We start from the raw sequence: 13,215 nt of genomic DNA on the forward strand, positions 1-13,215 counted from the left end.
ACAAGGTGCCATATCAAAACAGGGGGCTTTGATGACCAAGCGCAACCTAACCCGGCAGATCCCGTCCGGCGTCTCCCGCCGCTCGTTTCTCGCGGGAACCGGCGCGGTGGCGGCCGGTCTGACATTCTCCGGCAAGGGCTTCGCCGCCGAGGAGAAGGTCCTCAACTTCTACAACTGGGACACCTATATCGGCGAGACGACGCTCGACGATTTCAGCGACGCGACGGGCGTGTCGGTGAACATGGATCTGTTCGCCGACAATGACGAGCTGTTCGCCAAGCTGAAGGCCGGCAATCCGGGCTACGACGTCATCGTGCCGACCAACGACTATGTCGAGCGCATGATCTCTGCCGACATGCTGGTCAAGCTGGACCATTCCAAGATCCCGAACATCAAGAACGTCGATCCGGCCTTCCTGAACCCGGCCTTCGATCCGGGCCGGACCTATTCGCTGCCCTACATGTGGGGCTCGATCGGCATCGGCTACCGCAAGAGCCGCGTGGACGCGGTGCCGGATAGCTGGAAGGTGCTGTACGACAGCGACAAATACGCCGGCAAGATCGCTCTGCTGGCGGCGCCGAGCACGGTGCTTCAGGTCGGCTGCAAGTATCTCGGCTACCCACTGAACGAGAGCGATCCGGCGGTGCTCGAGAAGGTCGCCGACATGCTCATCAAGCAGAAGCCGAACATCAAGGTCTTCGCCGAGGATAACGGGCAGGACCTGCTGCTGTCGGGCGAGGTCGACCTGACCATGGAGTGGAACGGCGACATCCTGCAGGTGATGGCCGAGGACGACGACATCTCCTACGTCGTGCCGAAGGAAGGCGGGCTGCTGTGGGAGGACACGCTGTGCATCCCCACCGGCGCGCCGCATCCGGAGAACGCTCACGCCTTCATCAACTTCCTGCTCGACGCCAAGGCGGGGGCGGCGATCGCCGACTTCATCCAGTACGCCACGCCGAACGCGGCGGCCAAGGCGCTGATGTCGGACGAGTACAGGAACAATCCGGCGATCTTCCCGACCGACGAGGTCATCCGCAATTCGGAGACCGCGATCTACCAGGGGACGGACTACACCCAGCTCGTCGACCGTCTCTGGACCAAGATCGGCGCGGCCTGAGTCGACAGTAGGCAGGCGCGGGGGACGCGGTGGAGAACTGGCGGCGGGGCCGATCCGCATTCTGGCTGATCGGCCTCGGGCCGACCGTCTGGCTTGTTCTCTTCTTCCTAGTGCCTCTGGCGATCGTCTGGCTGTACAGCTTCGCCGAGCTGCGCGGCCTGGTCGACATGGAGGTGACGGGCACTCTCGACAACTATGCCCGCGCCCTCGACCCGCTCTATCTAGGGGTCTTCGGCAAGTCGGTGGTGTTCGCCGGATTGACGATGGTGGTGTCGCTCATCGTCGGCTTTCCGGTGGCGCTGGCGATCGTCTTCGCCCCGCCGCGCTGGCGGCCGGTTCTGCTGCTGCTGGTGATCCTGCCGTTCTGGACCAACCTGCTGATCCGCACCTACGCCCTGATCGCCGTGCTGCGAGTGCGGGGCTTCGCCAACTTCACCCTGGAATGGTTCTGGGACCAGTCGAACACCCTGCTGTCGCTGCTCGGGCTCGGGTCGTACCAGCTCCTGGGCGAGCGGTTCGAGCCGCTGGAGCTGCTGTACAACAACACCGCCGTGATCATCGGGCTGGTCTATGTCCACCTGCCCTTCATGGTGCTGCCGCTCTACGCCGCCCTTGAGAAACTCGACCGGTCGCTGATCGAGGCGGCGCTCGACCTGGGCGCCTCCCAGTGGCGGGCGTTCCTGACGGTGGTCGTGCCGCTGTCGATGCCGGGCATCGTCTCCGGCGCGATCCTGGTGTTCATTCCGGCGCTGGGCTCGTTCCTGACCCCGGACCTGCTGGGCGGCACCGACAGCCAGATGATCGCCAACGTGATCGAGCGCCAGTTCAAGAGTGCCAATGACTGGCCGTTCGGCGCGGCGCTGTCGTTCCTGCTGATGTACCTGACCTTCGCCGCCCTGGCCCTGAGGGCGGTGGTGTCGCGCGGCCGGGGAGGGATCTGACCATGGCGCGCACACCGGTCGGCCCGCTGGAATACACGCGACGCACCTGGATGCGTCTGACCCTGCTGGCGACCTTCATCTTCCTCTACGCGCCGATCGTCACCCTGGTGGCGTTCAGCTTCAACGACAGCCGCCGCAACATCGTGTGGCGCGGCTTCACCCTGAAATACTATGAGAAGGCCCTGGGCAATTCGGAGCTGATCGAGGCTTTCGTCAACTCGCTGGCGATCGCCCTGCTGTCGACGGTGATCGCGACGGTCCTGGGCGCGCTGACCGCGCTGCTGCTCTGGCGGTTCCGCTTCCCGTTCAAGGCGGGGTACGAGGGGGCGATGGCCCTGCCGATCGTCATCCCGGAGATCTGCATGGGCGTGGCGATGCTGGCGTTCTTCGCCAAGGTCGGCTGGCCGAGCGGGCTGCCCTGGCCGTTCTCCCTGTCGGCCATCATCATCGCCCATGTGTCGTTCAGCTTCCCCTTCGTCGCCGTGGTGGTGCGCGCCCGACTGGCCGGCTTCAACCAGGAGCTGGCCGAGGCGGCCCAGGATCTGGGGGCCAGTGAGTGGCGGGTGTTCTGGGACGTGATGGTGCCGTTCATGCGCCCGGGCCTGGTGGCCGGCGCGCTGCTGGCCTTCACCCTGTCGCTGGACGATTTCGTCATCACCTTCTTCACCTCCGGCCCGGACACGGTAACCTTCCCGGTCAAGGTCTACTCGATGGTGCGGTTCTCGGTGACGCCGGAGGTGAATGCCGCCTCGACCGTTCTGATCTTACTGACCGTGGTGTTGACGGGCATCGCCCTGTGGATGCAGTTCCGACAGGAGAAGGACAAGTCATGAGCACCAGCGGAGCCGCCCCTATCGCGGGGAACGATGCGCCGATCATCGAGATCTCCGGCCTGTGCAAGCGGTTCGGATCCTTCTCCGCCGTCGAGGATGTCGACCTGAAGATCGGCCGGGGCGAGTTCTTCGCGCTCCTGGGACCGTCCGGCTGCGGCAAGACCACGCTGCTGCGCATGCTGGCCGGGTTGGAACTGCCGAGCGAAGGCACGATCCGGATCGACGGCCAGGACATGTCCCTGGTCCCGGCCAACAAGCGCCCGGTCAACATGGTGTTCCAGTCCTATGCCGTGTTCCCGCACATGTCGGTGCTGGACAATGTGGGCTACGGGCTGCGGATCGACGGCGTGCCCCGCGACGAGATCCGGCGGCGGGCCGAGGAGGCCCTGGCGCTGGTCAAGCTCGACGGCTTCGCCGCGCGCCGGCCGGACCAGCTTTCCGGCGGCCAGCGCCAGCGCGTGGCCCTGGCCCGGGCGCTGGTGAAGCGGCCGAAGGTGCTGCTGCTGGACGAGCCGCTCTCCGCACTGGACGCCAAGCTGCGCGAGGCGATGCGCCTGGAGCTGGTCAACCTGCAGGAGACCGTCGGAATCACCTTCGTCATCGTTACCCACGACCAGTCCGAGGCACTGTCCATGGCCGGCCGGATCGCGGTGATGAACCAGGGCCAGGTGCAGCAGATCGCCCCGCCGGCGGAGCTCTACGAATTTCCCTCCAGCCGCTTCGTCGCCGATTTCATCGGCTCGGTGAACATGATCGAGGGCCGGATCGAGAGCGCGTCGAACGGCCGGGTGCGGCTGGCCTGCCCCGGCATTGCCACGCCGATCGAGATGGAGCACGAAGCCGCACCGCCGGTCGGCAGCACCGCATGGGTCGCGCTGCGGCCGGAAAAGATCGACATCACCAAGGAACCGACCGGCGAGGCAGACGCTAATACCGTGTCTGGAATGGTCGAAGAAGTTACCTATCTAGGCGAGACCTCGGTCTATCATGTCCGGATTTCCCCGGACCTGCCGCTGATGAAGGTTTCCAGCGCGAACCTGGACCGGGTCACGCGACGCGCCTTTACCTGGGAGGATCCTGTATACCTCTCCTGGACGGCAACATGTGGAGTGGTTCTGGAAAGGTGAGCATACCGGATACGATCGAAGAGGCAGGCGGCGAGACCAGATGGCTGGATAGACCCGACGGAATGCACCTCAGATACGCCGTGTTCGGCCCGGCCGGGCCGGCCGGCTGGTGCGTGTTCCTGCCCGGCTATACCGAATTCATCGAGAAGCACCTGGAAACGGCGGCCGACCTGCGGGCGCGCGGCTTCGGCGTGCTGTGCCTGGACTGGCGCGGCCAGGGCCTGTCGGCACGCTACCTGCCCGACCGCTCCAAGGGACATGTGGACAGTTTCGACACCCATCTGGCCGATCTCGACGCGGTGATCGCCGATGCAGGCCTCGACGATGTCGGTCCGCTGACGGTCGTCGGGCATTCCATGGGTGGCCATCTGGCCATCTGGTACTGCCGGCGTCATCCCGAGCGGGTGAAGCGGGGCGTGGCGATCGCACCGATGATCGGGGTGGCTGCGCTGAAGCCGTCCATCGGCAGCCTCCTGGCGGTGTTCTGCACGGTGGGCATGTCCGGACGCTACGTTTTCGGCGGCAGTCCCTACGGTCCCCGCCGCCGCCAGTTCGAAGGCAACAAGCTGACCACCGACCCGGTTCGCTTCGACCGGGCCCACCGGCTGATCGCGGAGAATCCGGATCTGGCGGTGGCCGATCCGACCTTCGGCTGGGCCCGGGCGGCGTGGCGATCGATTCAGCTCACCCACCGGCCCGGCTGGTTCGAGTCGATCCGCGCGCCGATCCTCGTCGTCCTGGCCGGCCGCGACCGGATCGTCGACAACGTGGCGACCAAGCGGGCGATCCAACGCCTGCCGCATGGAGTCGGACTCCGAATCCCCGAGGCCGAGCATGAGATCCTGGGCGAGATCGACCCGATCCGCGACCAGCTCTGGGAGGCGTTCGACCGGTTCTGCGGGCTGAAGGAGACGCGCGCGAAAGTGAAGGAGCCGGAGACGGCCGAGCTCTGAGCGAAGTGTTACGGCGTCCAGAAATACTGGATGTCGATCGGGTCGCGTTCGGTCTCCACGAAGCCGAGGCGCTGATAGAACCGGTTGGCCGGGCTGCCGTTCAGCACGGTGAGCCGGATCGGCTTGCCCAATGCGCGGGCCTCGTCCATCAGCACGCCCATGATCCGGCTGCCGAGCCCGCTGCCGTGGCACGCCGGCGTCAGGTACAGGTGCTCGATCTCCACATGCGCGCCGTGGTCGGTGACGGTCACGCAGCCGGCGAAGCGACCGTCCAGGTCGATCAGCCGCGTGCGTTCGGGGCTGAACCGCGCGACGAACTTCTCGCGCGCCCGCTCCGGCGTGTAGCGGCCCAGACGCTCCAGCTCGCCGCGCATCACCGCCACCTTGAGGTCGACCAGACGGTCGATATCCTCGGCGCCGGCGGGAATGAAAACGATCGGAGGAAGGTCTGTGGATGGTAGGCCTGCGGGTTTGGACCGAACGGTTTCGAGCGTCATGGGACCAGAAATGTACAGGGGTTCAGCTTGGCGTTGTGCGGCGCACAGCTTACCATGTTGGCCGTTGCTGTCACTGGCCCAGGGAGGGTCGCGTGCTCCTTATCGAGAAGATCATGGCGGCCTTCGCCAGCCTCATCGCAATCGACTTGATGAAGCTCGACAGCGAGGATGTGGCCCGCGCGCGCCGCGCGCATCTCGGCCAGAAACCGGTTGTGAACGGCCCGGTCCCGCGTGGCGGCGACCGCCAGGTTGTCGTGCGCTACGGACGCTGAGATGACCCGGTCCGTTACCGTCGCGGCGACGCAGATGTCCTGTGGCGCCGATGCCGCGAGCAACCTCGACCGGGCCGAGGCGCTGGTGCGCCGCGCCGCCGGCGAGGGGGCGCAGGTCATCCTGCTGCAGGAACTGTTCGAGACCCCGTATTTCTGCAAGGACCAGGACGCGGCCTTCTTCGGCCTCGCCCGTCCGGTGGAGGGCAATCCGGTGATCGCCCGCTTCGCCGATCTGGCCCGTGAGCTGTCGGTGGTGCTGCCCTTCAGTTTCTTCGAGGCGGCGCACAACGCCCACTTCAACAGCCTGGTGATGATCGATGCCGACGGCGGGGTGCTGGACCTGTACCGCAAGGCGCATATCCCCGACGGGCCGGGCTATCAGGAGAAGTTCTACTTCACGCCCGGCGATACCGGCTTCCGGGTCTGGGACACCGCCTATGGCAGGCTCGGTTGCGCGATCTGCTGGGATCAGTGGTTCCCGGAATCCGCCCGGGCCATGGCGCTGCAGGGCGCCGAGCTCCTGTTCTATCCGACCGCCATCGGCAGCGAGCCGCCACCGGCCCCGCCGCTCGACAGCTCGGCCCATTGGCGCCGGGTGATGCAGGGCCATGCCGGGGCCAACCTGACGCCGCTGATCGCCAGCAACCGGGTCGGCCGCGAGATCGGTCAGACCTCGGAGATCACCTTCTACGGCACCTCCTTCATCGCCGACGAGACCGGGGCGGTGGTTGCCGATGCGCAAGGGGCCGACGATGCGGTGATCACCGCCAGTTTCGACCTGGACGCGGTGCGCGCCCGCCGGCTCGGCTGGGGCGTGTTCCGCGACCGAAGGCCGGAGCTTTACGGGGCGATCGCCACGGCGGACGGCAAGCGGTAGCGCGACATCCGGCTCCGACTGTGTTAGCCGGTCTGGCAAACACGTGCGTTCACCCTGGGACCTCCGTCGATGACCCTTCCCGATCGCGTGCTCGACCACGCCCGCATTCCCGAGCTCAGCAATCCGTATTTCGGCAAGGTGCGAGACTGCTACGACCTGCCCGACGGCCGGCGTATCCTCATCGCCTCGGACCGGATCTCCGCCTTCGACAGGATCCTCGCCGCGATTCCGTTCAAGGGGCAGGTGCTGACCCAGATGGCGCGCTACTGGTTCGAGCACACGGCGGATATCTGCCGCAACCACGTGCTTGAATACCCCGACCCCAATGTGGTGATCGCCCAGAAGGTTCGGATCCTTCCGGTCGAGATCGTGGTGCGCGGGTATCTGGCCGGCACGACCAGCACGTCCATCCTGACCCGCTACAAGAAGGGCGAGCGGGCGATCTACGGGCACAGCTTCCCCGACGGCCTGCGCGACAACGCCAGGCTGCCGACCCCGATCATCACCCCGACGACCAAGGCGTTCGACGGGGGCCACGACGCCCCGCTGACGGCCGAGGAGATCCTCTCCCAGGGCCTGCTGACCGAAGCCCAGTGGGAAAGCGTGTCGTCCATCGCCCTGGCCCTGTTCGCGCGAGGACAGGAAATGGCCGCAGCCCGCGGGCTGATTCTGGCGGATACGAAGTACGAGTTCGGCACCGACGCGGACGGGGCGATCGTGCTGGCGGACGAGATCCACACGCCGGACAGCTCCCGCTTCTGGCTGGCCGAGGGATACGAGACGGCGTTCGCGGAAGGGAGCCGGCCGCCGTCCTTCGACAAGGATGTCATCCGCGCCTGGGTCGACGCCCGCTGCGATCCCTACAACGATGACATTCCGGAGATCCCGAAGGAGCTGGTCGACCGCACGGCCAACGTCTATGTGGAGGCCTTCGAGGCGATCACCGGGCAGAGCTTCGTGCCGGACGTTTCCGGCGTCACGCCGCTGGACCGCATCCGCGCCAACCTCGCGGGCTATTTCTCCGCCTGAGCCTCCAGCCGCTCGATCAGGGCGGGGAGGTCGGCGATGGTGTCGATGACATGGTCGGCGCCGGCCGCGGCGAGCAGCTCGGTCGCCTTGGCGCGTAACGGGGCGGTCTCCGCCTCAGACATCGCGGCCAGGTCCTCCGGCGTCTTGCCCACCGCGTTTCCGGACAGGGTCACGCCGACGGTCACGCAGCCGGCGGCGACGCCCTCGGCGATGCCCGGTTCGGTGTCGTCCACCTTGATGACCGCGCTGGGCGGGTAGACCACCAGGTCGACGAAGCATTTGTACATCATGAGAGGCCCCGGCCGGCCCTCCGGCAGGTCGTCGGCGCAGACCAGGTTGTCCGGCGCATAGCCCTGCTCGGCGGCGAGCGGCAGGACCCGTTCCATGATCGAGCGGGTATAGCCGGTGGTCGAACCGATCTTCATGCCCCGGTCGCGCAGCCAGTCCACGACATCTTTGGTGCCCGGCACCAGCGTGGCGTAGTCGGCCACCACCTCCTCGTTCATCGGCACGAAGACAGCGTAGACCTCGTCCACGTCGGTCTTCTGCGGCGCGCGACCGTATTTGGCGGTCCATTGGTCGACCACGGCGGGCAGCTTCATCATGGCGTCGATATGGTGCCATTTCGGCGCGCCCATGGGGCCGCGGGCGTCCTCGATGCTGGTCTCGATGCCGAACCGCTCGAACGCCGCCACGAAGACGCCCATCGGCGCGAAGGAGCCGAAATCGATCGTCGTTCCGGCCCAGTCGAAGACCACCGCCTTGAACTTGCTCATTCCGTCACGCTCCCGAACAGGGTGTCGATGGTTTCCTCGCCGATGCCGAGGGCGGTGGACGCGCCGCAGCCGGCCGTGACCACCACCACCCGGGTGGCGTCGTCCGGCGCGTCGGTGAAGCGCCAGCGATCGCCGGCGCTGGCATAGGTGCCGATCCAGGTCTCGCTCACCCGCCGCGCGCCGAGGTCGAGCACGCTGTCCAACTCGTCCAGGACAAGGGCGTTGAGCTCGTCGGAGATGAAGGGGTCGAGCGTCTCGCCGTATTCGTGGGTGTCGCCGACGACCAGCGAGCCGTCCTCAGACTGCACGACGATCAGGTGGACGCCGTGTTGCCGCTTGGCCGGCTGCTCGCGGTCCAGCCGCGCCTTCAGGGGCCCGGCGGCGGGCAGATCGGCGTAGCCATGGTAGCGGGCGAGGCCGTGGTCCGACATCACCGCCGATCCCAGCGCCACCGGTCGTTCCGGCACCACCCGCATCATCTGCAGCTTGCACCGGGTCGGGGCATAGGCGGCGATGCGGTCGGCGAACAGGCCCTGGAAGTTGTCGCCCGGGCAGACGACCACGGTCTCCGCCTCGACCCGGCCCCGGCTGGTATCGAGCACGGGCGTCTCGACCGAATGGACCAGGGTCGACCACAGGAAATCCACCCCATGCGCCTCGGCCAGCCAGCCGGCCAGGGCGGCGATGGCGGTGCGGGATTCGACCCGCAGCTCGTGCGGTGAGTACAGCGCGGCGGTGACCCCGTCGGGGCGCAGGGCGGGGCAGCGGGCGCGGGCCTCCTCTCGGGACAGGCGCCGGCACTCGGCCCCCATATCCGTTTCCAGAAAGGCGTCGATCACCGCCTCGGCCTCGGGATGGCGGGCGGTGACGATCAGGCCCTCGTGCAGCACCGGGATCCTGGCCGCCGCCGCGACCTCGGCCCAGACGTCGCGGGAGCGGCGGGCCAATGTCCAGCAGTCGCCGGCTTCCTGGCCGGTCACGGTGACGAAGCCGAAATTGCGGATGGAGGCGCCGGTGGCGAAGGCATCGCGCTCGATCACCACCACGCGCTTGCCGCGGCGGGCGGCGGCCAGCGCATGGGCGAGGCCGAGGATGCCGGCACCGACAATGGCGATATCATAACTCATTCCGCGGCCCCGCAGTCGCATAAGCCGCGCATGTAATCGCCTCGCGGGCGACGCGGCAAGGCCGGTTTCGTGAAGCTTCTGTGTCGCTCTCAGCCTTTGGCGGGCAGGCGGAGTTTGTCGCGGGAGACCGGGTGATCCCAATTCTCGCCGGCGACCAGCCGGGCGGCGAGCCAGCCCCAGTCGTCGGCGGATTTCGCGCCCTTGCCGTTGCCGCCCACGGCGACCGCGACGCGGCCGTCCTCGACCCAGTCGATATGCGGATAGCCGGTGGCGGTCCAGGCGACGGCGCAGGTATCCGTGTGCCAGTGGCTGGCGCGGGCGAGACCGGGGATCAGGGTGGTGAGAAAGTCTTGGAAGTCCCGACGGTTGTCGGCCGACCCGCTGCTCTTGAACCAGCGGGCGAAGTCGTCGCGGTTGCGCAGGTCGGCGTCGTCGGTGCTGCCGATGCCGATCTTCAGGTACAGGTGCCCGTCGGGATAGCGGATCGGCGGCAGGATATAGGCGCCGCTCTCCGCGTGTCCCATGGTCGGCATGTCGGCGAGCTCCCCGACGAGATCACCCTCGATCCGGGCCAGGGTGACGGTGCGGCCGAAGACCCGGAGCTTCAGGTCGACCGGGCTCAGGCCCCAGGCACCGGTGAAGGCGCCGGCGGCGACCAGCACCCGCTCGGCCCTGTGGACCGCGCCGGCAGCCGTCTCGACCTCGACCCCGCCGGGCACCGGCCGGATGGCGGCGGCCTCGTCTGCGATGATCGTGGCGCCGCGCTTCTGGGCGGCGGTGCATTGCGCGGCGACCATGGCGCGCGGGCTCAGATGACCGGCCTTGCCGCCCTCATGCAGGCCGCGCGTGTCATCGGCGACGCTGAGGAACGGGAAGCGCCGGCGGATCGCGTCGGCGTCGAGCCATCCGGTCTGCGCGCCCAACGGCCGGCCGGCGGCCTCCGAGCGGTCGAGATAGTCGGAACCGGGACCGCTGATCCCGAGATAGCCCGACGGGGTGAAGAAGCGGATGCCGCTTTCCGCCTCGATCTCCTCGTAACGGTCGATGGAACGTTTGGCGGTCACCGCCCAGACCGGGTCCGGATCGACGGTCCGGGTCATCCGCCCCTCGTCGTAGTGGCTGGCGAAGACGCCGGTATGGGTGGCGCGGTCCTTGGGCTCGTCCGGGCCGAGCAGGGCGGCGCCGTCGGTCAGACCGGCCAGATGCCGCCCCGCGGCGCTGCCGATCAATCCGCGGCCGACAACGATGACCTTATGCATGGGCGGGCTCCTCAACCGAGCGCGTGACTGGACAGGGCGAAGAGCCGGGCCTGGCCCGCCGGCTCGGGCCAGGAGCCGCGGACCATGACCGGCGAGTCGGCGCCGACGGCCGCGAGGCCCTGGTCTTCGATGAACCGGGCGAACCCGTCGCATCCGACGGGCGCATCGACCCGCACGAAGCCGGGCAGGGCGAGGGCGCGGAACAGCCGGATCGCGTCCGTCTCCGATCCGGCGACGATCGGGCCGACCACGGTGCCGCGCCCGAAGTTGCGTTCGATCGCATAACCGGCGATGCCCGAGCCTGGGTCGATCACCGCGACGCGCCCGATCTCGCTCAGCGCCTGCAGGGCGTCGGCGCGTCCGGCACCGAAGGCGGTCCGGTCGAGGGACAGGATGGCCGGCATGTCGTCCGGCGTCGCCGGGCGGATCTGCGGATCGGGGGCAGGACGTCCTTCGCAGGTCCCCTGATACTGACGACAGGCGCCGACCGTCTCGAAGCCCAGCTTGTCGTAGAGCGGCTTCCCCGCCTCGGTGGCGAGCAGCATCATCGAGCGGTCGGCCGCATCGTCCAGCACCTGCTGTACCAGCCGGCGGCCGATACCGCGACCCTGGCTGTCGGGATTGACCATCACCAGTCCCAATCGGGCGGCGGCGGGCTCGAACGCCCACCACAGGGCCACGCCCTGCAGGCTGCCGGCCTCGTCCTTGGCGGCATGCCCGGCGCCCAGGCGCATGAACAGGTCTATATCCTCGCGTCGATGCGGCCACCGCAGCAGCTTCACAAGCTCGGTGACGGCATCGAGGTCGTCCGGTTGAACGGTGCCGTAGTGAAGCGGGGAGGCGGTCATCGATCCTGTCTCTGCTCGGCGTCGGGGGCTGCGTCGGGGGCGTCCTGGCGCAGGCGACGCAGGATCGCGGCGGGGTCGCCGAAATGGCGATGAAGTTCCGGCAGGATGACCTCCACCGGCGCGGAGCCGATAAGCTCCGCCAGGCGGAAATGCTCCACGGCGAGATCGTCGCGGCTGCGATAGCCCCCCATCAGCCGGTGCAGGCACAGCCGGGTCTCGGCCTGCACCGTGGCGTAGGTGCGCGACAGCCGCAGGCTGCCGGCGGCATCAACCAGGGTGCGGTGATATTCCAGGTCGAGATCGCCGCCGCGGGCGTGGTCGCCGCCGCGCATCGCCCGGTCCATGCGCTCGGAAATGACGGTCAGCCGCCGGGCGGTGGCGGCCCGGTCGCCGCCGCCCCCGTCGTCGCCGCCGACCAGGCGCCGGATCGCGGCCTCCTCCAGGCTGGCGCGCACGAAGAAGACGTCGAGCATGTCGTCCTCGCTCAGGTCGACCACGAAGACGCCGCGATGGGGAATGCTCTTCAGCAGCCCCTCCTGCACCAGCCGCTGCATCGCCTCGCGCAGGGGGCCGCGGCTGATCCCGAGGCTCAGGGCCAGTTCCACCTCGTGGAGTTGCTCGCCCGGGCCATGGGTGCCGGCAAGGATGTCGCCGCGCAGACGTTCCGCCACCTGGACGGAGAGGGTGAGCTTCTCGATCGGTCTGGGTGCGCCCATGGACTCAGAGCCCCAGGAGGCCGGGCAGGCCGCCGATATCGCGGATCGCCTGGTAGCCATAGGCCGGATTGCCCGGCCCATGGCCGCGCTCCACGAACACCCGCCGGGCGATGTGCAGGTCATGGGCGGTCATCAGGTCGTAGCGCAGGCTGGAGGAGACATGCATCACATGCTCCGGCCCGCAGCCGAGCGTGTCGAACATATACTCGAAGGCCCGGAAGCGCGGCTTGTAGGCCTGCGCCTGTTCGGCGGTCAGGACTGCGTGGAACGGGGCGCCGAGCTTGTCCACGTTCGACTGGATCTGACTGTCGGAGGCGTTCGACAGCGCCACCAGCGGCAGCTTCTCCGCCGCGCGGGCGAGGCCGGCCGGAACATCCGCATGCGGTCCCCAGCTCGGGATCGCCTCGACGATGGCCTGGGCGTCCTCGGCCCGGAAGGCTACGCTCCAGCGTTTGCAGGTGCGCTCCAGCGAGCGGTGCAGCACCTCCGGATACGGCTTCCACGCCCCCAGCACCTCGTCGAACCGGTAGGCGCTGAAATCGGCCAGGAAGGCCTCTATGGCGCCGGCATCGATCCGGTCGGCGAGCCGTTCCCGGGTAACGTCGCCGACCCGGAAGTTTGTCAGCGTGCCGTAGCAGTCGAAGGTGATGTAGCGGATCTGGGACAGGGACATGGCGCCGCCTCGATGTTGATCGGGGCCACCTTCCATTCAGATTGTAAGATTGTCAACAATCAGTCTCACGGCGAAAGCCGCGATGACGGAAACAGGCGGCGATCCGACGAAAACGCCCCAACGCGTCGGGCAAGTCGGCCTATGCTTGAGGGGCGCAACGGGCGGTG

General features: G+C 67.9%; 15 protein-coding genes. 8 read left to right on the forward strand and 7 right to left on the reverse strand.

The annotated features are described in order from the left end of the window. Positions 1–31 precede the first annotated feature (31 nt). The 5 genes from BLS34_RS09040 to BLS34_RS09060 all read left to right on the forward strand — a co-directional run bounded on the left by BLS34_RS09040 (position 32) and on the right by BLS34_RS09060 (position 4,974). Positions 32–1,120: an ABC transporter substrate-binding protein gene (locus BLS34_RS09040; RefSeq protein ID WP_038013044.1), complete on the forward strand. Its 1,089-nt coding sequence runs from the start codon at positions 32–34 to the stop codon at positions 1,118–1,120. A 29-nt stretch (positions 1,121–1,149) separates the two neighbouring features. Then, entirely contained in the window at positions 1,150–2,061 is a 912-nt protein-coding gene (locus BLS34_RS09045) for an ABC transporter permease (protein WP_093149747.1), read from the forward strand. A gap of 2 nt (positions 2,062–2,063) precedes the next feature. Beyond that, the gene (locus BLS34_RS09050) at positions 2,064–2,894 is read left to right on the forward strand and encodes an ABC transporter permease (RefSeq protein ID WP_093149749.1); all 831 of its coding nucleotides are present in this window, start codon (positions 2,064–2,066) and stop codon (positions 2,892–2,894) included. Continuing rightward, the gene (locus BLS34_RS09055) at positions 2,891–4,021 is read left to right on the forward strand and encodes an ABC transporter ATP-binding protein (RefSeq protein WP_093149751.1); all 1,131 of its coding nucleotides are present in this window, start codon (positions 2,891–2,893) and stop codon (positions 4,019–4,021) included. The genes BLS34_RS09050 and BLS34_RS09055 overlap by 4 nt, the downstream gene beginning before the upstream one ends. Before the next feature lie 62 nt (positions 4,022–4,083). Then, on the forward strand, positions 4,084–4,974 hold the full coding sequence (locus BLS34_RS09060; RefSeq protein ID WP_051243614.1) for an alpha/beta fold hydrolase: 891 nt from the start codon (positions 4,084–4,086) through the stop codon (positions 4,972–4,974). A gap of 8 nt (positions 4,975–4,982) precedes the next feature. Here the strand turns inward: BLS34_RS09060 and BLS34_RS09065 are convergent, their stop codons facing one another. After that, entirely contained in the window at positions 4,983–5,471 is a 489-nt protein-coding gene (locus BLS34_RS09065; RefSeq protein WP_093149754.1) for a GNAT family N-acetyltransferase, read from the reverse strand. A 92-nt stretch (positions 5,472–5,563) separates the two neighbouring features. Here BLS34_RS09065 and BLS34_RS09070 point away from each other — a divergent pair, with 92 nt between their 5' ends. The 3 genes from BLS34_RS09070 to BLS34_RS09080 all read left to right on the forward strand — a co-directional run bounded on the left by BLS34_RS09070 (position 5,564) and on the right by BLS34_RS09080 (position 7,649). Continuing rightward, positions 5,564–5,743, forward strand: coding sequence for a hypothetical protein (locus tag BLS34_RS09070; protein ID WP_028792813.1), 180 nt, complete (start codon positions 5,564–5,566; stop codon positions 5,741–5,743). A 1-nt stretch (position 5,744) separates the two neighbouring features. Then, a complete protein-coding gene (gene aguB / locus BLS34_RS09075; RefSeq protein ID WP_093149756.1) occupies positions 5,745–6,620 on the forward strand; it encodes an N-carbamoylputrescine amidase in 876 nt (291 codons plus the stop codon). A gap of 69 nt (positions 6,621–6,689) precedes the next feature. Further along, positions 6,690–7,649, forward strand: a complete 960-nt coding sequence (locus BLS34_RS09080) for a phosphoribosylaminoimidazolesuccinocarboxamide synthase (RefSeq protein WP_093149759.1) — start codon at positions 6,690–6,692, stop codon at positions 7,647–7,649. Here the strand turns inward: BLS34_RS09080 and phnX are convergent. The 6 genes from phnX to BLS34_RS09110 all read right to left on the reverse strand — a co-directional run bounded on the left by phnX (position 7,634) and on the right by BLS34_RS09110 (position 13,048). Then, positions 7,634–8,425, reverse strand: a complete 792-nt coding sequence (phnX, locus tag BLS34_RS09085; RefSeq protein ID WP_093149761.1) for a phosphonoacetaldehyde hydrolase — start codon at positions 8,423–8,425, stop codon at positions 7,634–7,636. The genes BLS34_RS09080 and phnX overlap by 16 nt on opposite strands. Beyond that, complete coding sequence (locus tag BLS34_RS09090) at positions 8,422–9,552, reverse strand: TIGR03364 family FAD-dependent oxidoreductase (RefSeq protein ID WP_093149764.1); 1,131 nt, start codon at positions 9,550–9,552, stop codon at positions 8,422–8,424. Before BLS34_RS09090 ends, phnX begins: the two co-directional genes overlap by 4 nt. 89 nt (positions 9,553–9,641) lie before the next feature. Then, entirely contained in the window at positions 9,642–10,811 is a 1,170-nt protein-coding gene (locus BLS34_RS09095) for an NAD(P)/FAD-dependent oxidoreductase (protein ID WP_093149766.1), read from the reverse strand. Between the two features lie 11 nt (positions 10,812–10,822). Continuing rightward, complete coding sequence (locus BLS34_RS09100; RefSeq protein ID WP_051243605.1) at positions 10,823–11,659, reverse strand: GNAT family N-acetyltransferase; 837 nt, start codon at positions 11,657–11,659, stop codon at positions 10,823–10,825. Then, positions 11,656–12,375, reverse strand: a complete 720-nt coding sequence (locus BLS34_RS09105; RefSeq protein ID WP_093149768.1) for a GntR family transcriptional regulator — start codon at positions 12,373–12,375, stop codon at positions 11,656–11,658. The genes BLS34_RS09100 and BLS34_RS09105 overlap by 4 nt, the downstream gene beginning before the upstream one ends. 4 nt (positions 12,376–12,379) lie before the next feature. Further along, positions 12,380–13,048 (reverse strand): haloacid dehalogenase type II, encoded by a 669-nt coding sequence (locus BLS34_RS09110; protein WP_093149770.1) that lies wholly within the window; start codon positions 13,046–13,048, stop codon positions 12,380–12,382. Positions 13,049–13,215: the final 167 nt, after the last annotated feature.

Source organism: Thalassobaculum litoreum DSM 18839 (assembly GCF_900102465.1).
In the GTDB taxonomy this organism is placed as follows: domain Bacteria; phylum Pseudomonadota; class Alphaproteobacteria; order Thalassobaculales; family Thalassobaculaceae; genus Thalassobaculum; species Thalassobaculum litoreum.